Source organism: Sodalis sp. C49 (assembly GCF_046352915.1).
Taxonomy (GTDB): domain Bacteria; phylum Pseudomonadota; class Gammaproteobacteria; order Enterobacterales; family Enterobacteriaceae; genus Acerihabitans.
In genome coordinates, this window is record NZ_CP163303.1 from 2680458 (window position 1) to 2705942 (window position 25485).

The window sequence follows — 25485 nt, forward strand, 5'->3', positions numbered from 1 at the left end:
TCCTGTATGCGTCAGCCCGCACCGCTACTTGTGGTATCGGTGGTGGTAATAATAATGGTGTTCAGGCTGATAAAACGCATGTCTTAAGCAATCTATATTATTTTTTAATAGCTTACTGGTAAAGCAATTGCCGTAAAAAGTCAATGTTAATTTGCGTTTGGCTATTTATCACTCAGCGCAGCGGTCGGAATTTTACTGTTCGCAATGCCCAATAATCATATAATAATGTGGCTGAAACGTATTCATATAGTTTTAAACGCCAGGTTATCGCTACGCCGTGGTATTATTTACTGGCAATACTTTTTCTATATCCTGCAGCAGTTGGTGCAACATCGCGATGTCCCGCTGGGTCGCCAGTCCAAGCCGCTGATGCAGCCAATCGGTTAATTTATGATCATCGCCGACGCTTAATTGCGTGAACAGCCGATCGAAGCGCTGATGCAGCGCAGCCAGTTGCCCGGGTATGGCCGGCGGGTGCTCCTGAGGCGCAATCCGGTTCAGCGCCGCCAGCTGATAACAGTAAACCATCACCGCCTGCCCGAGATTCAGGGACGGATAGCCGGCCTGCATCGGCACGCCGGTCAGGATATCGGCCAGCGCCAGTTCCTCGTTGGTCAGGCCGGTATCTTCCCGTCCGAATACCAGCGCCGCCTGCGTTATCCACTGTTGTTTTTCCTGCATTTGCGGCAGCAATTGCGCGGCGGTGCAGTAATAGTGGAACCGGGCCCGGTGACGCGCGGTGGTGGCCACCGTAAAATCCACATCCGCCAGGGCGGCCGCCAGCGTGTCGAAATGAACGGCCCGTTCCAACACCTCGGTCGCGCCGTGGGCGACCCGGGCGGCGGCGGGCTGAAGGTGCGCGCGGCTGTCGACGATACGCAGCGAGCCGAACCCCATGGTTTTCATGGCCCGGGCCGCGGCGCCGACATTCTCCGGACGCGCCGGGGATACCAGGATAATATGCAATTGCATGGTGAGTCTCTTAAATCGCGGCGAATGACGCCGATATTATCATCATTCCACCGCTATTTCAGACCGCGTCGTTAAAGCTGAATCGAATTGGCGCTCTTGGCAAAAATGCTTAAATATGCTGGTATTTAAGGGATTTTCCGGAAATGCGCGCTGTCGTGGACGGTAATTTGATATATGTCAGCAAAATGAAATTTTCTTGCGTGGCAATTTCGTTTCGCGCTGTTATAGTGTTGTTAATAAGGGTAAGCTATACGGCATTTGAGCTTGAGAAAAAGCGGACCAAAATCAGGTTAGCGGTGCCAAGGTTATCCGTCGTTCGTCATCTGGAGCACGTTTATGTACTTTAGCCTCATGGCGTTGGGGATGCGGCATTATGCCCCGGGCAATGTTGTAGATAACCGCGGCTTTTGTACTTCCTCTTCCAATTTTGTTAGTAATTTTAGGTAGCAAACATGCAGACCCCGCACATACTTATCGTTGAAGACGAGTCAGTTACCCGCAATACCCTCAAAAGCATTTTCGAGGCCGAGGGCTACATGGTTCATGAAGCCACCGATGGCGCTGAAATGCATCAGATTTTGTCGGAAAACGACATCAACCTGGTAATTATGGATATTAACCTGCCGGGTAAAAATGGTTTACTGCTGGCGCGTGAATTACGTGAGCATGCAAGCGTTGCGCTGATGTTTTTGACTGGCCGCGATAATGAAGTCGATAAAATCCTCGGCCTGGAAATCGGCGCCGACGATTATATTACCAAGCCGTTCAATCCCCGCGAGCTTACCATCCGCGCGCGCAACCTGTTGTCGCGCACCATGAATCTCGGCGGTGGCGGCGAAGAGCGCAAACTGGTGGAAAGCTATAAATTCAACGGTTGGGAACTGGATATCAACAGCCGCTCATTGTTAAGTCCCACCGGCGATCATTACAAGCTACCGCGCAGCGAATTTCGCGCCATGCTGCACTTTTGCGAAAATCCGGGCAAAATTCAATCCCGCGCCGAACTGCTGAAAAAAATGACCGGTCGCGAACTCAAAGCACACGATCGTACCGTGGATGTCACCATCCGCCGCATCCGCAAGCATTTTGAATCCACCCCCGACACGCCGGAAATCATCGCTACCATCCATGGCGAAGGCTATCGTTTCTGCGGCGATCTGGAAGAATAATCGCCCCATGGCATCACCACATCGGGCGTCCGCATGGGCGCCCGATGTTATTATTGACCGACTTTATTCATGCTGTGTGGTCCAGGGAATAATCGGCACCGCGCTCAGGGCATTTTTCGGCGATCCTTCCACCACCCGGTCCGAGTAGGACAGGTATACCAGCGCATTACGCTTCGCGTCATAAAAACGAACCACCTGTAGCCGCTTAAAAACCAGCGATGTGCGTTTTTGGAATACAACGCTGCCGGTCTGTTTACCGTTCTTGATTTTATCCGTCAGGGTAATGGGACCGACCTGCTGGCAGGAGATGGCCGCGTCCGAGGTATCCTCGGCCAGGCCCAATCCTCCCTTGATGCCGCCGGTCTTGGCCCGGCTGAGGTAGCAGGTGACATTCTGCACATCAGGGTCGTCAAATGCCTCCACGACAATCTTGTGATCGGGGCCAAAGAGTTTGAAAACAGTGTCAACGGAGCCGACTTCCTCGGACCGGGCGACGCCGGTGGCTGTCAAGCCGAGCAACAATACGGAAAAAAACAGTTTATTCATAGAGATAGACTTCTTTTCAATGGACGGATCGGCGGCGGGGCGAAGACCGCGTACGGGCTTCACTACCGGTGGTGAATTGCTGCTATCATGGCAGGTATTAATTAGCTAATAAATCTTTGACGGTCGAACTGCAAAAAAATTGCTATCATGCGTCAACTTTTTTCATTGTGCCCTAAATGCTTTTTTGAGGATGATCTATGGATCAAGCCGGTATAATTCGTGATCTGTTAAGCTGGCTGGAAGGACATCTTGACCAGCCGCTGTCCCTGGACAATGTCGCCGCAAAAGCCGGTTATTCCAAATGGCATTTGCAGCGGATGTTCAAAGAGGTAACAGGTCATGCCATCGGTGCGTATATCAGGGCCCGCAGGTTATCCAAAGCGGCCGTGGCATTGCGTCTGACCAGTCGGCCGATCCTGGATATTGCCCTGCAATACCGGTTCGACTCGCAACAAACCTTTACGCGCGCGTTCAAAAAACAGTTCACCCAGACGCCCGCGTTATACCGCCGGGCGGAAGAATGGGACTCCAGCGGCATCCGGCCGCCGATCCGGCTGGAAAAATGGGAAATGCCGCAGCCGCAATTTATCGTCCTGCCGCCGATGCAGCTGGTGGGCCTGACGCAAAGCTATTCCTGCACCCTGGAGCAGATCACCACGTTCCGTAGTGAGTTGCGCATTCAGTTCTGGCGCCAATACCTGGGCGAGGCAAAAACCATTCCGCCGGTACTGTACGGCCTGAACCACTCGCGGCCCAGCCAGGAAAAGGATGACGAACAGGAGATCCTGTATACCACCGCCATCGAACCCCAGGACGTGCCCGATAATGTACAAAACGGCCAGCCGATCGCGCTGGACGGCGGCGACTACGCGCAGTTTATCTATAACGGCGCGTCCGACGGTTTGCAGAGCTTTATTTTAACGTTGTATGGCACCTGCCTGCCGATGATGAAAATGACCCGCCGCCGGGGACATGATATCGAGCGTTTCTATCCGCAGGAAAGAGCGCCCGATGCGCCCGTGCCGCATACCATCCGCTGTGAATATCTGATACCGGTGCGGCGCTAACGCTGGATTTCATCCAACGCCGGCATATCCAGATGCGAGGTGTCGCCCGCGGTCTCCACCACCCAGCCGGGCGCCAGCCAAGGGCTTTGCTGGAAGTCCATGCGGGAAATAGAGCAGTTGCGTAACCGTAGCCGGCGCTCGGCATAGGGCGGCAAGCCCAGGACGGTACTGATGAGGCACCCCAGCGCCATGCCATGGCTCACCAGCAGGGGCCTGCTGCCGGCGGGCAGTTCACGGCAGCTGTCCAGCGCCGCGTGCATGCGCTGCGCCAGTTCGGTCATCGATTCCCCCTTGGGAATGCGCCCGTCGGGCGTTCCGTTAACCAATTGCTTGCGCCAGCTTTCTTCTTCCGGCGTCAGGGTATCGATATCGCGCATTTCCAGCACGCCCATGTCCAGCTCGCGCAGCCGGGGGTCCGGGCGAACATCGCAGCCGCAGGCCCGGGCGATGATATCGGCGGTATGGCGCGTGCGTCCGAGGTCGCTGCTGATGATATGGGTAATACCCATACGCTGCACGCGTTCAGCGACCTGTTGCGCCTGGCGCTGGCCTTTGGCGGTTAACGCGCTGTCGGATTGTCCCTGGATACGGCGCAAGGCATTCCATTCTGTTTCGCCATGGCGAACAAGATAGACCTGTAACATGGTTTTTTTCCGTTATACTGCGTGAAAATGACTGGAGTGATAAAAACATTATGTATTATGTGGTGGCTGCAACGACTAACCCGGCTAAAATCAATGCCATTCTCCAGGCCTTTAACGACACCTACGGGCCCGACAGCTGCCGCGTTGAAGGCATAGATGTCGACAGCGGCGTGCCGTCGCAGCCCATGGGCGATGTCGAAACCCGCAGCGGGGCGCGGAATCGGGTCATGGCCGCGCGTCAGGTTTGTCCCGAGGCGGATTTCTGGGTCGGTGTCGAGGCGGGTATTGCAGATAATATGACCTTTGCCTGGATGGTTATTGAAAATACGCACCTGCGCGGTGAATCTCGCTCCGCCAGCTTAATATTACCAGAAAGTATATTACAGGGAATCATTGAAGGGCGGGAATTAGGCCAGGAAATGGCCAGATTGACCGGAATTACGGATATTAAACGCCAGGGCGGCGCCATCGGCGTGTTTACCGCCGGCAGGCTGACCCGCAGCAGCGTCTATTATCAGGCCCTGCTATTGGCGCTGGTGCCGTTTAATAACGCCATCTACCAGACCAGCCGCGGCCACGGCGGTTAATCCGGCAAATGCCGCAGATGATGCTCCAGCCACTGTTTTAATTCAGGCGATGCGGCCTTGAGGCTATTGGAACCACGGGTGATGGTGGCAATGCCGGTGCCAAGCGAATTCTTTAATTCGCGCTGGCTCATCTCGCCGTCCAGCAGCGCCCGGATAATGCGGATGCGCGTGCCGATGGCTTCGCGCTCATCGGCGGTCAACATCAGTTGCAGCAACGGCACATGCATACCGTCGGCAAAAGCCTGCCCCAACAGCACGGCAAAATGCCGCCACTCCTGCTCATGCCGCGGCACATCGCCGGCAACGGAGGTGGTAATGTCATTCATAAGCGCCCGCCATACCTGTTAACGAGTACAGCAGTCTACCCTATTTTCCCCGCCGGTTCAGTAACGCCGTTGCCACTCTGCGTCCGTCAGCACTTTTGCGGGCTGACGCAGGAAATAACGGTAAAAGACGTCATAGGCCAGGACATTTTTCACGTAACCGCGGGTTTCCGAAAACGGAATGCTCTCAATAAAAGCCACCGCGTCGATACGCCCCGCGCTGTTGCCAAGCCAGGTGTTCACCCGCCCAGGGCCGGCGTTATAGGCCACGCTTGATAAGATCCGGTTGCGGCCGAACATCTGGTACACATATTCCAGGTAAGTGGTGCCCAACTCGATGTTGGTTTGCGGATCCAACAGCTGGCTGGTGTTCATATAACTGCTGATATTAAACATTTCGGCGGTATGCTTGGCCGTGGCGGGCATCAGCTGCATCAGGCCGGCCGCGCCGACCGGCGACAGTGCTTTAGGATTCCAGGCGCTTTCCTGGCGGGCTATCGCCATGGCGTAACTCTGGCTTATCCCTTTATCGTCGGTGGCGCGGCGAAATTCATTATGCCAGGCCAGGGGAAAACGCTCTTCCAGATGATCCCACAGCTTGCCGGTAATCGTCGCCTGCACGCTCAGGTCGGGCCATTGCTGTTCAAAGGCGTAACGCGCCAGACCTTCCTGTTCCGTCCGGCTCAGGCTGGCCACGAGGGAGCTCCATTCGTTCCTGGCCAGGTTATCCATATTCCAGTACATCAGCTCGCGCACGCGGGCGATTTCCGGCCGTTTGATAAGCTCGGGGGCCGGCGCGACCGCGCGCGCCACATTGACGGCATAATTGACGCCCAGTTCCTGCGCCGCGACCATCGGGTAAAAACCCCGTCCCTGCATCAAATCACGCAGTATCGGCTCGCCGTCGCTTTTGCGCCCCTGGTTGATAAGCAATACCGCGCGCCAGTAGCGCCACTCCTCTTTCTGGCGGGCGTCCTCAGGCAGGCGGTCCAGCCAGGCGGCCACCGCGCGCATATCGCCTTGTCCCAGCGACATGCGGATACGCCGCTCCAGCAATGCGGTGGAGTGGCCGCGTAAAATAACGTTGTCGCGCCAGGCGGCCTGTTCCGGCGTGGCGTCGGTGCCCATCAGGCGCCAGGCGACGCTTTCCTCGAGATCGAGGCGATCGCCGTCGTCCATTTTCTGCAGCCGCACCAGGGTCGGCAGCATGGCGCGGGCATTTTCCACATCGTCGCGGGCCAGGCGCGCAAAGGAGATAATCGTGGCCTGGCGGGTTAAATCCGTCGGTCCCACGCTTCTGGCAAAGCCTTCCAGGGTCGCGGGATTATCCTGTAATGCCGCCAGCGCGCTGCCCATGGTCTGGTATTCAATCGGCAATTGTTTCGACAGCGCGTTCACCAGGTTGGTATTGTCCTCTTTCATCGCCAGGCGCATCCGCTCGAGGATCGCCAATGGCCCGCGCTGCCCGGCCTGATCCCAGACGCTGAATAATTTGTTGCAGCTTTCCGGCAGGGAATGGCCGTTGAGCCAGATCTCCTTGGCGCCGTCCCAGGCCGCCTGCTGCGCCCCGGTGGCCCATTTGGCGTAATAAAAGTTGCAGCGCGCGGAGACCGGTTTCGGCGGCTGCGGACTGAAGGCCAGCAGCCCCTGCCAGTCCTGGCGCTGGGCCAGCTCATTGACAAAGCGGGCCGACAGCGAGCGCGCAGGCATAAGCGTCGGGTTGGCATCCATAAAGGCCTTAACCTGCGCCGTGCTCGCCTGGGAAAGATCCTGCGACAAGGCGCGGTACTCCAGATAGGGATACAGGGGATAATCACGCAGGGTGGGCATCAGCTGCGACACCACATCCATTTGGTTGCTATCCCACGCCTGCTTAACCTGCTGATAGCGCTGGCGCTGCGCATCGATTGAGTCCGCGTGCGCGCTGCCGGTTGCGGCCACCAGGCTTGCCAGCGCGCAGATAAAACCCGCGCCCACATACCGCCATCCGTCCACCTTGACCATATCCACTCTATCCTCAGCGTAATGTCTTTTTGCCGCGTCCTTTTCCGGACGCCGGCGCATTCATTCAGTTTGCCATAAATCCGGTTGCTGTCACCATGCTAGCTAAGCAACCGGGCGTATGCCAGCGGCAGCGGCGACAATCGTCATTATTTTCGCGGTTATTTTTTTTAGCGGCGATAATAAGCGCAAAGCGGGCCGGCGACGGCAGCGCGCTGGATCACATTACTGATTTTTAACGGTAGCGAACGCGGGTTGCCCCTATACCCGGTTCTGGGGTTGGGTTACGCTGCGCAACTGAGCACGCAACGCGTAACCGTCTATTTACCACGGGCATGTCAACCGTGGGCTGTGGCCCGTGCCTGTTTGCCCCGGTCTAAAAGAATTGCAACTACCGAATGATGTTTGCAACAAACATGCTTTAAGGTGATGGAAAGTGAAATTGAAAAACAACCTGATGCTTATCTTTCTGAGTTTCTTGGTTTTATGCATACTCCTGGTAACGTTAAAAGAAATTGGCATTTGGAACGGGCATGATTGGATCGCTCATTTCCAGAGAATGATTTCGTTGAATAACGAATTGGCGCACAATCAGTTCCCTCCCTTGTTTAATTATTGGTCGCCCGGGCAATTCGGCTACTCATGGCAGCTGTTTTATCCGCCGTTGACATCCTTGCTGTTTTTGGCGGCGAAAGCGCTGACATTTAATACCGCTGATATCATTAGCCAGATGAAAATGGTGTATTTCCTCCTCTTCATCATTGCCTTTTTTTCGACCTATTATGCCGCTAAACGAGAGCATTCGTCTTCCCAGGCCGGGTTGCTCTGCGCCATATTATTTATCACTTCCGGATATTTCCTGACCAATATCTATGTTCGCTTTGCCCTGGGCGAAAGTTTGGCCATGTCGCTGATGCCGCTGTTTATCAGGGGATGCAGTTCCCTTATCCGCGATCGCAGGGATATCTGGCTGCTGCCGTTTAGCGCCTTAGGCGTATTTTTAGCCAATATCCCGAGCATGGTGGTGCTTTTAGTGTTTTTTGTTTTATTTTGCCTGCTCAACGCCCGGGCAGTTTTTATTAAAGCCAATATAACTTTTTTTCTGATGTCGTTTCTCATTGTCGTCTCGATTAGCGCATTTTATTGGGCGCCTTTGTTTTATCATATCCATAATTCAGATATTTTCGCCACCAGCGGCAAGCTGCTTAAGTACGACGACCTGTTAAAGTTCAGCAGCGGCCTGACGGAAACCCTGCTGTCGCTGTCTTCTACCTACGGCGTATCCGAACCGGGCATGTTTTTATCGGTGGGCGTTATCCAGCTGCTGCTCGCCGTGGCCTATCTGAAATGGGGTAAATCCGGCGCGTCGAAGAAAATGATCCTAATAGCTTTATTGTTTATCATTGCCACTACCCACTTGATACCCTGGAATAAAATTCCCGATAGCGTGCCGGTGTTAAAATTAATCCAGTTCCCGTGGCGGCTGCTGTCCTGCGCCACCGCCATCATCGCTTTGCATGCGTCGGGCATGCTGGCGGCGATGATGGCGCGGAAAAAAGCGCTGGTCATGCTACTGGCCTGCCTGTGCATCGCGGGGATGTATCCTCTTATCCATAAGGCCTTAAGCGTACGTTATCTGAATGTGGATACGTCCTCTCTTTATGATGATTACCTCAATAACCACAACGTGCGCCCCGAGAACTTCGATCATCTGAAAATCAACGACTTCGCTTTCTTCGCCAACCCCGCAGCCGCCATTATCGGCACTACCTATCGCCAGGGCTATCCGGCGATGATCATACGGGCGCAGGGGACGCAAACCGTTACCCTGCCCTATATTATGTATGCCGGCTATTACCTGCTGGTGGACGGCAAACGGCGGGACACCGTCCGGCTGGACAGCGGGCTGGTCGGCGTTGCCCTGACCGACGGCGAGCACAGCGTCACGTTAGCCTATCATCGCTCTATTGTGATTATCCCCGCGGTCACCAGCCTGCTGTCTTTGCTGGTGACGGTGCTGTATTTTACCCGCCGGCGCATACGGGCCTCCGCGCTGCCGGCGCACGATACCAACATCGTCCGGTGATGGCTGGGATCGCATGCGAAAACGGGCTAAACTGGGCGCTTATCCATTGCGACACTTGGCGCACTGCCCGTACATGCTCCGCGCAGGCCGCGGGGCATAGCTAAAACCAGATAGAAAGAGGCTCTTAACAACGTGGCTCAATACGTCTATACCATGCATCGCGTCGGCAAAATCGTGCCGCCGAAACGTCATATCCTGAAAGATATCTCGCTCAGCTTTTTTCCCGGCGCCAAGATCGGCGTGCTGGGGCTCAACGGCGCCGGTAAGTCCACCCTGCTGCGCATCATGGCCGGCATCGACACGGAAATTGAGGGCGAGGCGCGGCCGCAGGCGGGTATCAAAATCGGTTATCTGTCCCAGGAGCCGCAGCTGAATTTAGAGCAAACCGTGCGCGAGGCGATTGAAGAGGCGGTTGGGGAAGTCAAACAGGCGCTGACGCGCCTGGACGCGGTCTATGCCGCCTATGCCGAACCGGATGCGGACTTCGATAAGCTCGCCAGGGAACAGGGCGAACTGGAAGCCATTATCCAGGCCCATGACGGCCATAACCTGGAGAACCAGCTGGAACGCGCCGCCGATGCGCTGCGCCTGCCGCCCTGGGATGCGAAGATAGCCACCCTGTCGGGCGGGGAACGCCGCCGCGTGGCGATTTGCCGCCTGCTGCTGGAAAAACCGGACATGCTGCTGCTCGATGAGCCGACCAACCATCTGGATGCGGAGTCGGTCGCCTGGCTGGAGCGGTTCCTGCTGGATTACGAAGGCACCGTGGTGGCCATTACCCATGACCGCTATTTCCTGGATAACGTGGCCGGCTGGATCCTGGAACTGGACCGCGGCGAGGGCATTCCCTGGGAAGGCAACTATTCTTCCTGGCTGGAGCAAAAAGATCAGCGCCTGGCGCTGGAAGCCTCATCGGAAACGGCTCGGCGCAAATCCATCGAGAAGGAACTGGAATGGGTGCGCCAGAATCCCAAGGGACGCCAGTCCAAAGGCAAGGCCCGTCTGGCGCGCTTTGAAGAGCTTAACAATGTGGAATACCAAAAGCGCAACGAGACCAGCGAGCTGTTTATTCCACCCGGACCGCGCCTGGGCGACAAAGTGCTGGAGGTGGAAAACCTCAGGAAATCCTATGGCGACCGGCTGCTGATAGACAACCTGTCGTTCTCGATCCCCAAAGGGGCGATCGTCGGCATTATCGGCCCGAACGGCGCCGGCAAGTCGACCCTGTTCCGTATCCTGTCCGGCAAGGAACAGGCGGACAGCGGTACGGTAACGCTGGGCGATACGGTGCAGCTGGCCTCGGTTGACCAGTTCCGCGATAGCATGGATAACAGTAAAACCGTCTGGGAAGAAGTGTCCGGCGGCCAGGATATTATGCGCATCGGCAACTTTGAAATGCCGAGCCGCGCTTATGTCGGCCGTTTTAACTTCAAGGGCGTCGATCAGGGCAAACGCGTCGGCGAACTGTCCGGCGGCGAGCGCGGGCGGCTGCATCTGGCCAAACTGCTGCAGGTGGGCGGCAATATGCTGCTGCTCGATGAACCGACCAATGACCTGGATGTGGAAACCCTGCGCGCGCTGGAAAACGCCCTGCTGGAGTTCCCCGGCTGCGCCATGGTGATCTCCCATGACCGCTGGTTCCTCGACCGCATCGCCACCCATATCATTGACTATCAGGATGAAGGCAAGATCGAATTCTTTGAAGGCAACTTTACCGAATACGAAGAGTGGAAAAAACGCACGCTGGGCGCGGAAGCGCTACAGCCGCACCGGATTAAATATAAAAAAATGTCCTGATAGCGCCAGCGATGGGCGCCTCATGCCAATGAGGCGCCCTGGACCGGCGAATTTTTTCTTCATTGACGCAGGCAACCTTGGCGGGGGTTTCGCTTGCGGCTGGCGCCAGGCTTACCGTTGCCCCAGCAGGTCCCGCACCAGATCGATGCATTGCAAAAAGCGCTGGTCATAGTCCGGCGCGTCGATGCGCACAAAGGGAATATTATTCGCGTTAAGCAGGTCCTCCAGCAGCCGCTGGAAACCGTCGCGATCCACCGGATTGCCCAGGCTGCGCAACCCGTCGGCCACCCAGGGCGTATTATTCTTTAATAAAATAACCAAATCAAAACGGTACTCGTCAATCATCGCCTGGACAAAGGGATGCTCGCGGCCATGATAGCGTTTGCAGAACGCCTGGCTGGTAACGAAATCCGTGTCGATAAACGCCACTTTATTGGCGTATTTCACCGCGAAGTCGATATATTGCGCCTGGCCCAGGGCGATCTTGTCGTAGTCGGAATACTGCAGCGCCATTTCATCGCCGCCCAGATGGGAGAAAATGTATTCACGGCCGTACTCCCAGGCGCTGCTGGTATTAAAGATATTGGCCAGTTTATTGACCATGGTGGATTTACCGCTGGACTCGCCGCCGATTAACGCCACGGTGCGTACAAAGAACGGCTTGACCTCAGTCGGGATATATTCCCAATAACGGAACGGATCCTGGCGGATTTGCTCGCCGCTGATCGACATAAACGACCGGTTGGGGTCGACCAGTATGGTCTCGATGCCCAAATGCTCGCGGTAGCGCGAAACATCCCGCGCTTCGCTTGAATAGATAAACCCCGGCGCGATGCCCTTCTCTTTCATAAAGGAGGTAATGCCGCGGCTCCAGACATCCCAGCCGTGCGGATAAGGCTCCATGCCCTGCTCGTTAAAGGCGTGGATATGGATGTTCTTCTGGTATTTAAAGGTTTGCAGCAGCCAGCGCAGCCTGTCGCTGACGGTGGGCTGCTGCGACATGGCGCTGTCTTCAAATAATTTGCGATCGCGCGGCTCGTCGTAGCCGAGGATCACGTGCAGCTCGTCCACCTGGCTGCACGCCCGCTGGATCAGGTAGATATGGCCGGTATGCAGGGGATAGAACTTGCCGAAAATAACGCCGATTTTCCTTTCCCGCCGCGGAAACTCCAGCCCGAGGAAACGGTGGATGGCCTCCAGCTTCTGCGCGCTGGGGCTTTTGATTTTGGCGTTCAGCAACTGGCTGAGGTAGCCTTTGGTCATGCCGCTGGCCTCGGCGACCTGCTGTAGGGTACATCCCTGTTGTTTAATCGCACTCTTCAGGTAATCGAATGACGACATACGCCTCCCTCTGATGGCTTAAGCAAAAATCCGCATGGCGTCAGCCGGTAAACGCGCCGGTCATTCAAGCTCGGCAAGGATGTCCAGCGCGTCGGCCAGCTTTTTCACGCCAAAAATCTGCATATTGTCCTGCGCTTTTTTCGGCACATTGGCAAAGGGCACGATGGCGCGGCGAAAACCGTGCTTGGCCGCCTCCGCAATGCGCTCCTGGCCGCTGGGCACCGGGCGGATCTCGCCGGCCAGCCCCACTTCGCCAAATACCACCAAATCCCGCGGCAACGGACGATCGCGCAGGCTGGACACCATCGCCAGCATCAGCGCCAGGTCGGCGCTGGTTTCCGTCACCTTGACGCCGCCGACCACATTGACAAAGACATCCTGATCGGCCATTTGCAAGCCGCCGTGGCGATGCAGCACCGCCAGCAGGATCGCCAGACGGTTTTGCTCCAGGCCCACCGCCACCCGGCGTGGATTGGCCAGCATGGAGTGATCCACCAGCGCCTGGATTTCCACCAGCAGGGGACGGGTGCCTTCCCAAACCACCATCACGCTGCTGCCGGGCGTCATCTCCTCGCCGCGGCTGAGAAAAATGGCCGACGGATTGCTGACTTCCCGCAATCCCTGTTCGGTCATGGCGAACACCCCCAGCTCGTTCACCGCCCCAAAGCGGTTTTTATGACTGCGCAGGGTGCGGAAACGGGAGTCCGAATCACCGTCGAGCATGATGGAACAGTCGATACAGTGTTCCAGTACCTTGGGGCCGGCCAGGGAGCCATCCTTGGTCACGTGGCCGACCATCAGGATCGCCACGCCCTGGGTTTTGGCGAACCGGGTCAGGTAGGCGGCGGTTTCCCGCACCTGCGAAACGCTGCCCGGCGACGACTGGATGTCCGCCATATGCATCACCTGGATGGAATCGATCACCATCAGGCGCGGCTTTTCCTCGGCCGCAATCAGACAGATTTGCTCGATGCTGGTTTCCGAGAGCATGTTCAGGCCGCCCGTGGGCAGCGCCAGCCGGTGCGCGCGCATGGCGACCTGCTGCAACGACTCCTCGCCGGTGACATACAGCGTTTTCATCTGTTCGGACAATTTACACAGGGTTTGCAGCAGCAGGGTGCTTTTACCGGCGCCGGGGCTGCCGCCGATCAAAATGGCGCTGCCCGGCACCACGCCGCCGCCCAGCACCCGGTCGAACTCCTTGAACCCCGTGGAAAAACGGGGCAGTTCCTCGGGACTGATATCCGCCAGCCTGCGCACCCGGCTGACGCCGGCTTCGCCGGAATAGCCGCTGAAGCGGTCGTTACGCACGGCGGCGGGGGTAGACGCCACCCGGACCTCGGTGATGGTATTCCAGGCTTCACAGGCGCTGCACTGGCCCTGCCAGCGCGGATATTCCGCCCCGCATTCATTACAGACAAATGCCCGTTTCGCCGCTTTAGCCACAATGACCTCGGAAATGAGAAAACAATGAAGACCCGCCTAGGGAACACATGGCGGCCGCCTAGCGCTCTTCATTCTTAAGATTGCCGGTCAGGATACACAGCACGCCCAGCAGATCCGCATGGCGGATAATGACCTTACTCTGCTTATTCACCTTGGGCTTGGCATGATATGCGATACCCAGGCCCGCAGATTGTAGCATCAACAGGTCATTGGCGCCGTCGCCGATGGCCACCGTCTGGTGCAGCGGGATTTCCAGCCGCTCCGCCAGGGTGGTCAGCATGCGGGCTTTATAGGCGGCATCGACGATGGGCCCCACCACCTCGCCGGTGAACTTACCGTCGCGGATGCCCAGTTCATTGGCCGCCACAGCGACCAGGTGAAATCGGTCGCGCAGGTAGTCGGCGAAATAGGTAAATCCGCCGGAAGCGATGGCTATCTGCCAGCCCAGGCTTTGCAATTTGGTCACCAGGGAGCCCAGGCCCGGCGTCAACGGTAAACCGTCCCGCACCTGGCGCAGGATATCGGCGTCGGCGCCCTTCAGGGTCGCCACGCGCTGGCGCAGGCTGGCGGCGAAATCCAGCTCGCCGCGCATGGCGCGTTCGGTAACGGCGGCGACTTCCTCGCCCGTGCCCGCCAGTTTGGCGATTTCATCAATGCATTCTATCTGGATGGCGGTGGAATCCATGTCCATGACCAGCAGTCCCGGGGCATGCAGATGCGGCGTTTTGCCAAACGGCGCGACATCCAGCTCCATCTCCGCGGCCAGCTGCGCGGCCAGCCCGGTCAGCGGACCGGCCAGCCTGACCACCTGGTAGTCTTCAACATGCCAGGCGGAGACGATAACCATCGCCGCGCCCAGGCGACGCTGGAAACGGGTAAGGGAAAATTTATCCAACGCCTTGCCGTACAGCAGCCAGCCGGTATGACCGGCCCGGTAATCCAGCGGCATGACCTCGTCGCCGCTTAATGATAACGGGAGACCCGGCCACTGTGAAATCCCGGCGGGGAGATCGCAGTACGTCAAACTAATAGGCATCAATCACTCCTGTAGTCATGGATAACCGTCATGATAAAACATCGCGCATCAAGCTATCCTATCGTCGACGCTTCTGGCAACATAAAGCGTTCAGAATAGTAAAGGAATCCCATGCTCCGGGCCAGACACTCGTTTCGTTTACACCGCACCGCCATCGTGCTTATCTGCGTGACGCTGCTGGTCTTCCTGATGCAGGGCGCGTCCTGGTTCAGCCTGAGCCATCAAATGGCCCGCTCGGCGCAGGTGGATGAGCTGGCCGGCACCCTGATAGGACAGCTGGCGGGGCAACTGGCGCCGCTGATGGCCGACAGCGAGGAAAACAATGCCCCCATCCAGTCGATACTGGACACCCTTACCCAGGGCAGCCGTATCCTGGATGCCAGCGTATACAGCATGGACGGCAGCCTTATAGCCCGCGCCGGGGAGACCATCAGCGTGCGCGACCGGCTGGCTATCGAACACCAGCGCGCCGGCAGCTATTTTAACCATCAACTGGTGCGTACCATTATCGATAAGGACGGACCCAGCGGTTTTATCCGCCTGACCCTTGATACCCATGTGCTGGAAACCGAAGCCAAACAGGTGGATAACACCACCAACCTGCTGCGCCTGATGATTCTGCTGGCGCTGGCCATCGGTATTATCCTGGCCCGCACCCTGCTGCAAAACCGCCGCAGCCGCTGGCAGCAGTCCCCGTACCTGCTGACCGCCAGCACGCCGTTGGCGGAACGCAAAGGGGACGAAAACGACGCGCCGGCCCCGGCTGCGGCCACGCCCGATGATCCTGCGCGGACCAAAACCGACTAAGCGCGCGCATCAGGCACGCCTTGCGCCGTTGCCAACCTGCGCGTCTTGACCGGCGGAACAGCGCGTTGACGCCTTGCCGCCGGCCGCGTGGTCTTTATGCCGCGTCGCCGCGCAGCACCGACTCCAGCGCGATTTCGATCATCTCGTTAAACGTGGTCTGGCGATCCGCCGCGCTTAAGGCCTCGCCGGTACGGATATGGTCGGACACGGTGCAGATGGCCAGCGCCCTGGCGCCGAATTCCGCGGCCACGCCGTAGATACCGGCGGCTTCCATTTCCACGCCCAGGACGCCGTATTTTTCCATGACGTCGAACATCTGCGGATCGGGGGTATAAAACAGATCCGCCGAGAACAGATTGCCGACGCGCACATTGACCCCCGCCGCCTTGGCCGCGTCCACCGCGTGGCGCAGCAGGTCATAATCGGCAATGGCCGCAAAGTCATGATCCTTGAAACGCATGCGGTTAACCTTGGAATCGGTGCAGGCGCCCATGCCGATCACCACGTCGCGCACATTGACATCGCCGCGCAGCGCGCCGCAGGACCCGACCCGGATGATCTGTTCAACCCCGAACTCGGTAATCAGCTCCTTGGTGTAAATGGAGCAGGACGGGATGCCCATGCCGTGGCCCATAACTGAAATGGCCCGGCCTTTGTAGCTGCCGGTATAGCCCAGCATGCCGCGGACGTTATTGACTTCGCGCGGTTGCGTGAGGAAGTGATTGGCGATGTGCTGCGCCCGCAGTGGATCGCCGGGCATCAGGACCACATCGGCAAAATCACCTCGTTCAGCGTTAATATGCGGCGTCGCCATGTTGGTTTTCCTTATACTCAATAATAAAAAATAACGTTGTCCCGGCCCGCGCCGGGACAGGCAAAATCCTGACTACCTTCATGCCTGGAGGATGGATTTACCATAATCCATGGGTGTCAGGCCAAAATAATCCGCCACCGTCTGGCCGATATCGGCGAAGGTCCGGCGGTGCCCATAGGACCCCGGCCGGATGGCGGGGCCGTAGAGTAACACCGGCACGTGCTCGCGGGTATGATCGGTGCCGCGCCAGGTGGGATCGCAGCCGTGATCGGCGGTCAGAATGATCATATCCTCGCCGGTCACCCGCGCGAGCAGTTCCGGCAGGCGGCGGTCGAACAGCTCCAGCGCCGCCGCATAGCCGGCCACGTCGCGGCGGTGGCCATAGGATGAATCAAAATCGACAAAGTTGGTAAAGACGATGGTGTTATCGCCCGCGAGTTCCATTTCACGCAACGTCGCGTCGAACAGCGCATCCAGGCCGGTGGCCTTGATTTTTTTAGTGATGCCCACCTGGGCGTAGATATCGGCGATCTTGCCCACCGACACCACCTGCCCGCCCTTTTCTTCCACCAGCTTTTGCAATACCGTGGCGGAGGGCGGCTCCACCGCCAGATCATGGCGGTTGCCGGTGCGCTGGAAATGACCGCTTTTATCGCCGGTAAACGGCCGGGCGATCACCCGGCCGATATTGTAGCCGCCGGCGGTCAGCATCTCCCGGGCCAGCTCGCAGAGGTCGTACAAACGTTGCAGGCCGAACCGTTCTTCATGACAGGCTATCTGGAAAACCGAATCGGCGGAGGTATAGAAAATCGGCTTGCCGGTACGCATATGCTCCTCGCCCAGTTGATCCAGGATCACCGTGCCGGAAGAGTGACAGTTGCCCAGATATCCCGGCAGCCCGGCATCGGCGACCAGCCGGTCCAGCAGTTCCTGCGGGAAGCTGTTCTGGGGATCGGGGAAATAGCCCCAGTCAAACATCACCGGTACCCCGGCGATTTCCCAATGTCCGGACGGGGTATCCTTGCCCGAGGAGATTTCGCTGGCGTAGGCATAGGCGCCGATAATGTCCGCGTCGCGGTCAAGCCCCGGGGGAAAATGCCCGGTGGATTCCTCGGCGGCCTTTCCCAGTCCCAGGCGCGACAGGTTGGGCAGCCGCAGCGGTCCGCTGCGGCCCTGGTTGGCCTCGCCGCGCTGGCATCGTTCGGCAATATGGCCCAGGGTATCCGAGCCGCTGTCGCCGAATTTTTCCGCATCCGCGGCGGCGCCGATGCCGAACGAGTCGAGCACCATGATATAGGTACGTTTCATTGTCTTCTCCAACTGATTGATCCGCCCGCCGGATAAGGGCCCCGGCCCGGCGGATCAGAAAAAATCGCATGTATCCCGGCGAACGATATCGTCGCCGGAAGCGTCCCCGCGCAGTCAGTCATCCGCCGCGATACGCCGGTAAATCACCGGCAGGGCTTCAGGCGGCTGCGGCGTGAGGGTAATGGCCGCGCGCACCGTCTCCGCCGCCTGCATCCAGCCGGCTTCGCTGGCGGCGTGGATATTCGCCAGCGGCTGTCCGGGCTGCACCGCATCGCCCAGGCGCGCCATGTCGGTTAAACCGACGCTATAGTCGATGGCATCGCCGGCGCGCCGGCGCCCGCCGCCCATAGCCACCACGGCCAGGCCCAGGGCGCGGGTGTCCATGGCGCCGATAAAACCCGCTTGTTCGGCGAGCACCGGCTTGCTCAGCGTGGCTTTGGGCAAATAGTGCTCATAACGGCTGATAAAATCATGCGGACCGCCCTGTGCCGCGATCATGCGGCCAAAACGCTCCGCCGCTTCCCCATTGTCCAGTACCTGCTGCAGCCGCGCCATCGCCAGCGGTTCGGTGGCCGCCAATCCCGACGACACCATCATTTCGCTGCACAAGGCCATGGTGACCTCATACAGTCTGGGATTACGCTGTTCGCCGGTAAGGAAGCGCACCGCCTCGCGCACTTCCAGGGCATTGCCGGCGCTGGACGCCAGGACCTGGTTCATATCGGTCAACAGCGCCGTGGTCTTGCACCCGGCGCCGTTGGCGACGCCGACGATAGCGCGCGCCAGCGCTTCGGACTGCGGGTAATCGGGCATCAACGCCCCGGATCCGACTTTCACATCCATCACCAGCGCATCCAGGCCCTCGGCCAGTTTTTTGGCCAATATCGAGGCGGTAATCAGCGCAATGGAATCCACCGTGGCCGTGATGTCGCGGACGGCGTAAAACCGTTTATCCGCCGGCGCCAGGGAGTTGGTCTGGCCGATGATCGCCACGCCGACCTGTTTTATCATCGCGCGGAACGCCTGATCGTCAGGGAAAATATTCAGCCCCGGGATCGATTCGAGCTTATCGAGCGTGCCGCCGGTATGGCCCAGTCCGCGGCCGGAAACCATCGGCACGTAGCCGCCGCAGGCGGCAATCATCGGCCCCAGCATCAGCGAGGTGACATCACCCACGCCGCCGGTCGAATGCTTATCCAGCACCGGCCCGCCCAGGGCGCTGTTCTGCCAGTTAAGCACATGGCCCGAGTCGCGCATCGCCAGCGTCAGCGCCACCCGTTCCCGAATATCCATGTCGCGGAAAAAAACGGTCATCGCCAGGGCGGCGATCTGCCCTTCCGAAACCGTATTATCGCGGACCCCATTGATGAAAAACCGAATCTCTTCTTCACTCAGCGGCTCGCCGTCGCGTTTTTTACGAATAATTTCTTGTGCCAGGAACACGGTTACCCCCTGCAAAACAAAAATGGCTATCGCCCGGAAACGGGCGGGTTTGTCATTGCCTTCTCCAATGCTCAATCAGGGGATCAATAACCGTTATCCGTGACCTGCATATCCTGGCCCAATACGGTGAGCAGGCTGGCCAGCAGGCTTGATGCGCCGAAGCGGAAATGCCGGGCGTCAGCCCACAGCGGCCCCATGATCCGGTCCGCCAGCGCCAGGTAGGCCGCCGCTTCCGCCGCGGTGCGCACGCCGCCCGCCGGTTTTACGCCCACGTGCGCGCCGACGCCTTTGTCATGGATAACCGACAGCATGATTTCAACGCTTGAAAGCGTGGCATTGACCGGCACCTTGCCGGTGGAGGTTTTAATAAAATCAGCGCCGGCGTCGATGGCGATTTCGGCGGCGCGCCGGATAAGCTCCGGACGGCGCAGCTCGCCGGTTTCCAGGATCACCTTCAGCAGCACGCCGCTGTCGGCGCACAGCGCCTTGCAGCCGGCGACCAGATCAAATCCCAGTTGTTCATTGCCGGCCATCAGCGCCCGATAGGGAAACACCACATCGACTTCATCCGCGCCGTAGGCTACCGAAGCGCGTGTTTCCGCCAGCGCAATGGCGGCATCGTCATCGCCATGGGGGAAATTGGCGACCGTGGCAATCCGAATATCCGGCGTGCCCTGGCGCTGCAAGGCGCGCCTGGCGACGGGAATAAAGCGGGGGTAGATGCAAACGGCGGCGGTATTGCCGGCCGGGCTTTTCGCCTGTCGGCACAGGCTGACGACGCTGTCGGCGGTATCGTCATCATTCAGGGTGGTAAGATCCATCAGACCCAACGCACGGCGGGCCGCAACGGTTAAATCAATCATAATACTCTCCAACTTTTCGGTGTGGCGACGTAGCAACCGAATCTGTAAAAGGGGCGTCATGGCTATCGCGATAACGCGCCGTAACGTTGGCGAGCGGACTTGGTTCCATGAAGAAAGACCCGGAACCATGCTGATTTCCGGGCGTTAAAGATCCCTCTCACCGCATAAGCCTGAATCAAAGACGCAGGGTAAACGCATCCTGCCTTACGCGCTGGCTCTATTTTTCCACAATCGACGATAATAAGCTGCTTAAGGATTGAGATTTATGCGTGCGATCCCGATTATCAGCCGGAAAATTTTGCTATTGACAGGGCAAACCGAATAAATCCAGGGTATTGCGGTATATTATTTCGGCAATCTGCTCCGGCGGCTCCGGCCTGAGCGCGCATAACGACGCAAAGGTCACGCGCAGGCGTTCGGGACGATTGGCCTGCCCCTGAAAGCCGGACACCGGCATATCGGGCGCGTCGGTTTCCAGCAGCAAGCGGTCCAGGGGCAGCCTGGCCATTACCTGGCGTGTTTTATTGGCGCGCTCATAGGTAATGGTGCCGCCGACGCCGATATAATAACCCAATTTGGTAAACGCCACCGCCTGCTCGTAGCTGCCGGCGAACCCGTGCACCACCCCGGTGCGCGGTAAATCATGGCGCCGCAAAATCTGCGCCAGGCGATCGTGGGTGCGCCGGGAATGCAGGATCACCGGCAGATCATGGCGGCCGGCTAACTGGAGTTGGGCCGCCAATAACGCTTCCTGGCGCGGCATCATGGGCTCCGCCATATAATTGTCCAGGCCGATTTCCCCCACCGCCACCAGTCGTGGATGAGGCCGGCGCAAATGATGCGCCAGGGCCGACAGCCCGGCGTCATCATGGCGGGTGATGGCGATGGGGTGCAGGCCCAAGGCGGCATACAGCGCCTCATGGGCGTCGGCCAATGCCAGCACGGCGGCAAAGCGCTCCGCCTCCACCGCCGGCACGATAATGCGCTGCACGCCGGCCGCGGCGGCCAGGGCGAGGCTGTCGGTTTCGTGACCGCTGAAGGGGGCAAAATCAAAATGGCAATGGGTATCGATAAAGACCGGATTTATCATCGCGTATTACCTGCGCGTGCCTGGCGCACCCAAAAGGGAGGAGGAAAAGTAAATAGTAGCATCTTTAGCACGTGCGCGGAGAGGAAAGGGAACCACGCATTAACGGCTGGGAGGGGTGGTGCGCGGGGACCTGAAAAACGCTCCGGAGAGGTCGTCAACATGATGCGTATTGACTCCCTCTCCGGATAATAACCCTATCTATCGGTTACTGCTTAACGGACCGGGGGCCCGCTGATAAGGCTACATACGGCGACGGCCGGTAAACAGGCTTATCAGGAACAGGATAATACCCACGACGAAGACGATTTTAGCCGCCCATGCCGCCGTGCCTGCCAAACCACCGAACCCTAATGCTGCCGCAATCAAGGCAATGACCAGAAAAATAATGCCCCAACGAAACATAAGCTTCTCCTTACCCAAATGATGGAAATACAATTCTCGTGTTACCGGGAAACACGGACGTTAAACGCCCCGGACCGGCTTAATACTATTGGTTTTGCCGTACACGGTATCGCCCTGCGCTGCGCACCGGCAACGCAAAGCGACATTGACCGTTGGTTCTTTAGAGATTAGTACTTAAGATCGTTTTTGACACTTTTCACGCCGTCAACTGCTTTGGCGACGCTTTCGGCGCGCGAGGCTTCACGGGCATTTTTAACGTGGCCGCTCAGTTGCACGATGCCGTCGGACGTTTCCACTTTCACGTTGCGGGACGGGACGATGCTATCGGCAAGCAGCTTGGCTTTCACTTCGCTGGTAATCGCCGTGTCGCCGGCATAGGTTTTCACCGAAGCGTTGGTCGTTTCCTTCACGTGCAGCTTGTCGCTGACCGAGGTCACGCCTTCAACGGATTTGGCGGCGGTAACGGCGCGTTCAGCCTGGGCCTGGTTGGTCACAAAGCCGCTCAGGGTCACTACGCCGTTATTGGTCACCACGGAAATGTCGGTGCTGTTGATACCTTTATCGCCGACCAACGCGCTTTTCACCTTGGCGGTTACCGCGCTGTCGCCCATATAGTTTGAGGCGGTCTTCATCGTATTATCGATTTTGGCGCCGGTGCTGTTCGCCTCTGTCTTGATGGTATCGTTAGCCATCGCGGTGGAAGCCGCCAGGATGGAACCTAAAACCATAGCCGTGAGCGTTTTTGTCATCGTGATCTTATTCATTGATGTTTCCTTTTTAACTTGCCACCCGAATCAGGGTGTTTTCGCCACAAATAGCGGCCGGTCTAACTGCCTCCCGCGTTCGGCTGGGGAAGCATCCAAAAATGCAGAAATACCGCTCTCGTGATAAAGAGCAGCGTATCATACTGATTTGCACGGTTTTATTAGCTTATTTAACCGCTCCGTCAGAGACAATTTAACTATAGACTAGAAATAACAAATTGCATTGTTATCCGGGAAAAAAAGCTTAAATCCAATGATTAAGCAAGGATTTAGGAACATTCCGCACCCCGGCGCGGACATAACCATTCCGGCCGCAAGGCGCGGCGCGACAGGAAAGGCGGTGGATTCCGTCCCCACGCCGCGGCTAAAAAAGGCGGGCGCGCGGGGACGGGCGAAAAACTCGCGCCGGGAGGATCAATGCTCGCGGGTTTTGTGGAAATGGATGTCGGGATAGCGTTCCTGGGTCAGGTTGAGGTTAACCATGCTCGGAGCAATATAAGAAAGGTTATCGCCGCCGTCCAGGGCCAGGTTCAGTTCGTTCTTGCGCTTGAACTCCTCGAGTTTTTTCACATCGGCGCATTCGACCCAGCGGGCGGTGGACACATTGACCGACTCATACAGCGCCTCGACGTTGTATTCGCTTTTCAGGCGGGCCACCACCACTTCAAACTGCAACACCCCGACCGCGCCGACAATCAGGTCATTGTTGGTCAGCGGGCGGAATACCTGAACCGCGCCCTCTTCCGACAGCTGGACCAGCCCTTTCAGCAATTGCTTTTGCTTGAGCGGGTCGCGCAGGCGGATACGGCGGAACATTTCCGGCGCGAAGTTGGGGATGCCGGTAAACTTCATGTCCTCGCCCTGGGTGAAGGTATCGCCAATCTGGATGGTGCCGTGGTTGTGCAGGCCGATGATATCGCCGGGATACGCCTCTTCGATATGCGAGCGGTCGCCGGCCATGAACGTCAGCGCATCGGCAATCACCACATCCTTGCCCGTGCGGACCTGGCGCAGCTTCATGCCGGTTTCATAACGTCCCGACACCACGCGCATAAACGCCACGCGGTCACGGTGTTTCGGGTCCATATTCGCCTGGATCTTAAACACAAAGCCGGTAAATTTTTCTTCATCGGCGGTGACGACGCGGGTATTGGTCTTGCGCGGCATCGGCGGCGGCGCCCATTCAACCAGGCCGTCCAGCATATGATCGACGCCAAAGTTGCCCAAGGCGGTGCCGAAAAACACCGGGGTCAGCTCGCCGCGCAGGAAAGCCTGCTCTTCGAACTCGTGCGAGGCGCCCTGCACCAGCTCCAGCTCCTCGCGCAGCTGCGCCGCCAGATCCTCGCCGATGGCCGCGTCAAGATCCGGATTATGCAACCCCTTGACCGTGCGCACTTCCTGGATGGTATGGCCTTTACCGGTCTGGTAAAGATAGGTCTCATCCTTGTAGAGATGATAAACCCCTTTAAACAGCTTGCCGCAGCCAATGGGCCAGGTGATGGGCGCGCAGGCGATGCGCAGCTCGTGTTCGACCTCGTCGAGCAGTTCCGTCGGATCGCGGATATCGCGATCGACCTTGTTCATAAAGGTCAGGATCGGCGTATCGCGCAGGCGCGTCACCTCCATCAGTTTACGGGTACGATCTTCGACGCCTTTCGCGGAGTCGATGACCATCAGGCAGCAGTCCACCGCCGTCAGCGTGCGGTACGTATCTTCGGAGAAATCTTCATGCCCCGGCGTATCGAGCAGGTTGACCAGGGCGTCCCGGTAAGGGAATTGCATCACCGAGGTGGTAATGGAAATGCCGCGCTGCTTTTCCATTTCCATCCAGTCGGATTTGGCATGATGGCTTGAGCCGCGGCCCTTTACCGTACCGGCGGTAAGAATGGCGTGCCCGAATAACAGCACTTTTTCGGTGATGGTGGTTTTACCGGCGTCGGGGTGCGAAATAATCGCAAAAGTGCGCCGAGCCGCAACTTCCGCGGCGTAAGTGGCATTCTTCATCTTCTGTTTCTCGATGGGTACATACAAATTATGGGCTGGATCGCTGGTGCTAGATTCTACATGGAGAAAGTGCGCATTGATAGTGTGCGCACTGGCGCGCGGCGGTGCGGTTCACCCCAGCGGCAGCGCCATGATGATGGCATCCTCGCGCCCGACGGCGGACGGGTAGTAATCACGGCGCACCGTGACATCGTTAAAGCCAAGGGACCGGTACAGCGCGATGGCGGGCCGGTTGGATTGCCGCACCTCCAGCCACAGCGTCAGGATATCTCGCTGTTCCAATTGGGCGATGAGATGTTCCAGCAACGATCGGCCCAGGCCGCGGCGCTGGAAATCCGGATGCACGGCAATGTTGAACAGCGTCGCCTCGTCCAGCACGGTCTGGGTGATGGCGAACGCCGCCAGGGTATCCGCCACGGTCAGCTTGAGATTCAGGTAACGCTCGCCCTGGTTGCTGGCAAAGGTTTTCGCCGTCCAGGGGAACGCGTGGCTGGCCTGCTCTATATGCCAGGCGGCGGCCAGGTCAGAGACCGTCAGCGCGGAAATCTGGTTCATGATGACAAATCTGCCGCCAAAGATCGCGCTTGGCTGCTGCGTTGCCCAGCAGTTCAGCCAGCGGCGGGGTGAAAAGGGAAACACCGGACAGGGGACGCGTCGCCTCGCGCCCGAGCCACCAGCTATGGCAGCGGGTGTCTTCCGGCAGCATCGCCACCTGTTCCGGCGTGAGCGGATACAGCTGACCGGGCGCAAGATCCAGGCTGCGCGCCACATCGCCCACCAGGGGATGGTCGATGGGCGGCAAGGGGCTGGCTATCAGCAGCAGGCGGACATCGGCGGGCAGGACGACCGCCACTTCTCCCTGCAGGGACGCGGGGCGTCGCAACGCCCATTGCGTGATGCCCAATTGCTGTAACTGCCAGTCTCGTCTCGACGCCATACTGATCCTATTCGCGGTCGTTGCATATCAATCCATCG

Annotated in this window: 25 protein-coding genes and 1 other annotated feature (1 of these 26 cut by a window edge); of the genes, 6 read left to right on the forward strand and 19 right to left on the reverse strand. The window is 58.2% G+C overall.

Annotated features, from left to right (window positions below; translation table 11 throughout):
- Positions 1-73: a sequence feature (Thr leader region), on the reverse strand (it extends 45 nt beyond the left edge of the window).
- On the reverse strand, positions 12-80 hold the full coding sequence (gene thrL / locus ABUK12_RS12080) for a thr operon leader peptide (RefSeq protein WP_410016628.1): 69 nt from the start codon (positions 78-80) through the stop codon (positions 12-14). Its footprint overlaps the feature before it by 62 nt.
- Positions 81-270: 190 nt before the next feature.
- Complete coding sequence (locus ABUK12_RS12085) at positions 271-972, reverse strand: tRNA/rRNA methyltransferase (RefSeq protein WP_410016475.1); 702 nt, start codon at positions 970-972, stop codon at positions 271-273.
- 452 nt (positions 973-1424) lie between these two features.
- Here ABUK12_RS12085 and arcA point away from each other — a divergent pair, with 452 nt between their 5' ends.
- Complete coding sequence (gene arcA, locus ABUK12_RS12090) at positions 1425-2141, forward strand: two-component system response regulator ArcA (protein WP_162364033.1); 717 nt, start codon at positions 1425-1427, stop codon at positions 2139-2141.
- Between the two features lie 63 nt (positions 2142-2204).
- On the opposite strand, the gene creA is transcribed toward arcA, so the two are convergent.
- The gene (creA, locus tag ABUK12_RS12095) at positions 2205-2687 is read right to left on the reverse strand and encodes a protein CreA (RefSeq protein WP_410016476.1); all 483 of its coding nucleotides are present in this window, start codon (positions 2685-2687) and stop codon (positions 2205-2207) included.
- Between the two features lie 197 nt (positions 2688-2884).
- On the opposite strand from creA, the gene robA reads away from it, so the two are divergent.
- Positions 2885-3754: an MDR efflux pump AcrAB transcriptional activator RobA gene (gene robA / locus ABUK12_RS12100; RefSeq protein WP_410016477.1), complete on the forward strand. Its 870-nt coding sequence runs from the start codon at positions 2885-2887 to the stop codon at positions 3752-3754.
- Here the strand turns inward: robA and gpmB are convergent.
- A complete protein-coding gene (gpmB, locus tag ABUK12_RS12105) occupies positions 3751-4398 on the reverse strand; it encodes a 2,3-diphosphoglycerate-dependent phosphoglycerate mutase GpmB (protein ID WP_410016478.1) in 648 nt (215 codons plus the stop codon). The two genes, robA and gpmB, sit on opposite strands and share 4 nt — an antisense overlap.
- Before the next feature lie 50 nt (positions 4399-4448).
- On the opposite strand from gpmB, the gene yjjX reads away from it, so the two are divergent.
- A complete protein-coding gene (gene yjjX, locus ABUK12_RS12110) occupies positions 4449-4985 on the forward strand; it encodes an inosine/xanthosine triphosphatase (RefSeq protein ID WP_410016479.1) in 537 nt (178 codons plus the stop codon).
- Here the strand turns inward: yjjX and trpR are convergent.
- Together trpR and sltY are read right to left on the reverse strand one after the other, a co-directional pair.
- A complete protein-coding gene (gene trpR, locus ABUK12_RS12115; RefSeq protein WP_410016480.1) occupies positions 4982-5311 on the reverse strand; it encodes a trp operon repressor in 330 nt (109 codons plus the stop codon). The genes yjjX and trpR overlap by 4 nt on opposite strands.
- A gap of 57 nt (positions 5312-5368) precedes the next feature.
- The gene (sltY, locus tag ABUK12_RS12120) at positions 5369-7303 is read right to left on the reverse strand and encodes a murein transglycosylase (protein WP_410016629.1); all 1935 of its coding nucleotides are present in this window, start codon (positions 7301-7303) and stop codon (positions 5369-5371) included.
- Between the two features lie 574 nt (positions 7304-7877).
- Here sltY and ABUK12_RS12125 point away from each other — a divergent pair.
- Positions 7878-9395, forward strand: a complete 1518-nt coding sequence (locus ABUK12_RS12125; RefSeq protein ID WP_410016481.1) for a hypothetical protein — start codon at positions 7878-7880, stop codon at positions 9393-9395.
- Positions 9396-9527: 132 nt separating this feature from the next.
- Complete coding sequence (gene ettA / locus ABUK12_RS12130) at positions 9528-11192, forward strand: energy-dependent translational throttle protein EttA (RefSeq protein ID WP_410016482.1); 1665 nt, start codon at positions 9528-9530, stop codon at positions 11190-11192.
- A gap of 111 nt (positions 11193-11303) precedes the next feature.
- Here ettA and nadR read toward each other — a convergent pair whose 3' ends face one another.
- From nadR to serB, 3 genes are read right to left on the reverse strand one after another with little or no spacing between them, the layout of a single operon-like run.
- Positions 11304-12533, reverse strand: coding sequence for a multifunctional transcriptional regulator/nicotinamide-nucleotide adenylyltransferase/ribosylnicotinamide kinase NadR (gene nadR / locus ABUK12_RS12135; protein WP_410016483.1), 1230 nt, complete (start codon positions 12531-12533; stop codon positions 11304-11306).
- A gap of 60 nt (positions 12534-12593) precedes the next feature.
- Positions 12594-13979, reverse strand: a complete 1386-nt coding sequence (radA, locus tag ABUK12_RS12140) for a DNA repair protein RadA (RefSeq protein WP_410016484.1) — start codon at positions 13977-13979, stop codon at positions 12594-12596.
- Between the two features lie 58 nt (positions 13980-14037).
- Positions 14038-15015: a phosphoserine phosphatase gene (serB, locus tag ABUK12_RS12145; protein WP_410016485.1), complete on the reverse strand. Its 978-nt coding sequence runs from the start codon at positions 15013-15015 to the stop codon at positions 14038-14040.
- A 111-nt stretch (positions 15016-15126) separates the two neighbouring features.
- On the opposite strand from serB, the gene ABUK12_RS12150 reads away from it, so the two are divergent.
- Positions 15127-15822 carry a YtjB family periplasmic protein gene (locus ABUK12_RS12150; RefSeq protein WP_410016486.1) on the forward strand — a complete coding sequence of 232 codons (696 nt, stop codon included), beginning with the start codon at positions 15127-15129 and terminating at the stop codon, positions 15820-15822.
- A 94-nt stretch (positions 15823-15916) separates the two neighbouring features.
- Here the strand turns inward: ABUK12_RS12150 and deoD are convergent, their stop codons facing one another.
- From deoD to ABUK12_RS12200, 10 genes are all read right to left on the reverse strand, one after another.
- Positions 15917-16636, reverse strand: a complete 720-nt coding sequence (gene deoD / locus ABUK12_RS12155) for a purine-nucleoside phosphorylase (protein WP_410016487.1) — start codon at positions 16634-16636, stop codon at positions 15917-15919.
- 78 nt (positions 16637-16714) lie between these two features.
- On the reverse strand, positions 16715-17944 hold the full coding sequence (gene deoB, locus ABUK12_RS12160; protein ID WP_410016488.1) for a phosphopentomutase: 1230 nt from the start codon (positions 17942-17944) through the stop codon (positions 16715-16717).
- Positions 17945-18058: 114 nt separating this feature from the next.
- Complete coding sequence (gene deoA / locus ABUK12_RS12165; RefSeq protein WP_410016630.1) at positions 18059-19387, reverse strand: thymidine phosphorylase; 1329 nt, start codon at positions 19385-19387, stop codon at positions 18059-18061.
- A gap of 83 nt (positions 19388-19470) precedes the next feature.
- Positions 19471-20250 carry a deoxyribose-phosphate aldolase gene (deoC, locus tag ABUK12_RS12170; RefSeq protein ID WP_410016489.1) on the reverse strand — a complete coding sequence of 260 codons (780 nt, stop codon included), beginning with the start codon at positions 20248-20250 and terminating at the stop codon, positions 19471-19473.
- Positions 20251-20551: 301 nt separating this feature from the next.
- Complete coding sequence (locus ABUK12_RS12175) at positions 20552-21340, reverse strand: TatD family hydrolase (protein ID WP_410016490.1); 789 nt, start codon at positions 21338-21340, stop codon at positions 20552-20554.
- A 240-nt stretch (positions 21341-21580) separates the two neighbouring features.
- Positions 21581-21742 (reverse strand): DUF1328 domain-containing protein, encoded by a 162-nt coding sequence (locus ABUK12_RS12180; protein WP_162364050.1) that lies wholly within the window; start codon positions 21740-21742, stop codon positions 21581-21583.
- A gap of 167 nt (positions 21743-21909) precedes the next feature.
- Positions 21910-22506, reverse strand: coding sequence for a molecular chaperone OsmY (gene osmY, locus ABUK12_RS12185; RefSeq protein WP_410016491.1), 597 nt, complete (start codon positions 22504-22506; stop codon positions 21910-21912).
- Positions 22507-22920: 414 nt separating this feature from the next.
- Positions 22921-24510, reverse strand: a complete 1590-nt coding sequence (gene prfC / locus ABUK12_RS12190; protein WP_410016492.1) for a peptide chain release factor 3 — start codon at positions 24508-24510, stop codon at positions 22921-22923.
- Positions 24511-24621: 111 nt separating this feature from the next.
- Complete coding sequence (rimI, locus tag ABUK12_RS12195) at positions 24622-25065, reverse strand: ribosomal protein S18-alanine N-acetyltransferase (RefSeq protein ID WP_410016493.1); 444 nt, start codon at positions 25063-25065, stop codon at positions 24622-24624.
- A complete protein-coding gene (locus tag ABUK12_RS12200; protein ID WP_410016494.1) occupies positions 25034-25447 on the reverse strand; it encodes a DNA polymerase III subunit psi in 414 nt (137 codons plus the stop codon). Before ABUK12_RS12200 ends, rimI begins: the two co-directional genes overlap by 32 nt.
- Positions 25448-25485: the final 38 nt, after the last annotated feature.

Excerpts from the sequence above, each read along its gene's own strand:
- ABUK12_RS12085 (WP_410016475.1), bottom strand. The coding sequence starts at position 972 with ATGCAATTGCATATTATCCTGGTATCCCCGGCGCGTCCGGAGAATGTC.
- arcA (WP_162364033.1), top strand. The coding sequence starts at position 1,425 with ATGCAGACCCCGCACATACTTATCGTTGAAGACGAGTCAGTTACCCGC.
- creA (WP_410016476.1), bottom strand. The coding sequence starts at position 2,687 with ATGAATAAACTGTTTTTTTCCGTATTGTTGCTCGGCTTGACAGCCACC.
- robA (WP_410016477.1), top strand. The coding sequence starts at position 2,885 with ATGGATCAAGCCGGTATAATTCGTGATCTGTTAAGCTGGCTGGAAGGA.
- gpmB (WP_410016478.1), bottom strand. The coding sequence starts at position 4,398 with ATGTTACAGGTCTATCTTGTTCGCCATGGCGAAACAGAATGGAATGCC.
- yjjX (WP_410016479.1), top strand. The coding sequence starts at position 4,449 with ATGTATTATGTGGTGGCTGCAACGACTAACCCGGCTAAAATCAATGCC.
- trpR (WP_410016480.1), bottom strand. The coding sequence starts at position 5,311 with ATGAATGACATTACCACCTCCGTTGCCGGCGATGTGCCGCGGCATGAG.
- nadR (WP_410016483.1), bottom strand. The coding sequence starts at position 12,533 with ATGTCGTCATTCGATTACCTGAAGAGTGCGATTAAACAACAGGGATGT.
- serB (WP_410016485.1), bottom strand. The coding sequence starts at position 15,015 with ATGCCTATTAGTTTGACGTACTGCGATCTCCCCGCCGGGATTTCACAG.
- ABUK12_RS12150 (WP_410016486.1), top strand. The coding sequence starts at position 15,127 with ATGCTCCGGGCCAGACACTCGTTTCGTTTACACCGCACCGCCATCGTG.
- deoD (WP_410016487.1), bottom strand. The coding sequence starts at position 16,636 with ATGGCGACGCCGCATATTAACGCTGAACGAGGTGATTTTGCCGATGTG.
- deoB (WP_410016488.1), bottom strand. The coding sequence starts at position 17,944 with ATGAAACGTACCTATATCATGGTGCTCGACTCGTTCGGCATCGGCGCC.
- deoC (WP_410016489.1), bottom strand. The coding sequence starts at position 20,250 with ATGATTGATTTAACCGTTGCGGCCCGCCGTGCGTTGGGTCTGATGGAT.
- ABUK12_RS12175 (WP_410016490.1), bottom strand. The coding sequence starts at position 21,340 with ATGATAAATCCGGTCTTTATCGATACCCATTGCCATTTTGATTTTGCC.
- ABUK12_RS12180 (WP_162364050.1), bottom strand. The coding sequence starts at position 21,742 with ATGTTTCGTTGGGGCATTATTTTTCTGGTCATTGCCTTGATTGCGGCA.
- osmY (WP_410016491.1), bottom strand. The coding sequence starts at position 22,506 with ATGAATAAGATCACGATGACAAAAACGCTCACGGCTATGGTTTTAGGT.
- prfC (WP_410016492.1), bottom strand. The coding sequence starts at position 24,510 with ATGAAGAATGCCACTTACGCCGCGGAAGTTGCGGCTCGGCGCACTTTT.
- rimI (WP_410016493.1), bottom strand. The coding sequence starts at position 25,065 with ATGAACCAGATTTCCGCGCTGACGGTCTCTGACCTGGCCGCCGCCTGG.
- ABUK12_RS12200 (WP_410016494.1), bottom strand. The coding sequence starts at position 25,447 with ATGGCGTCGAGACGAGACTGGCAGTTACAGCAATTGGGCATCACGCAA.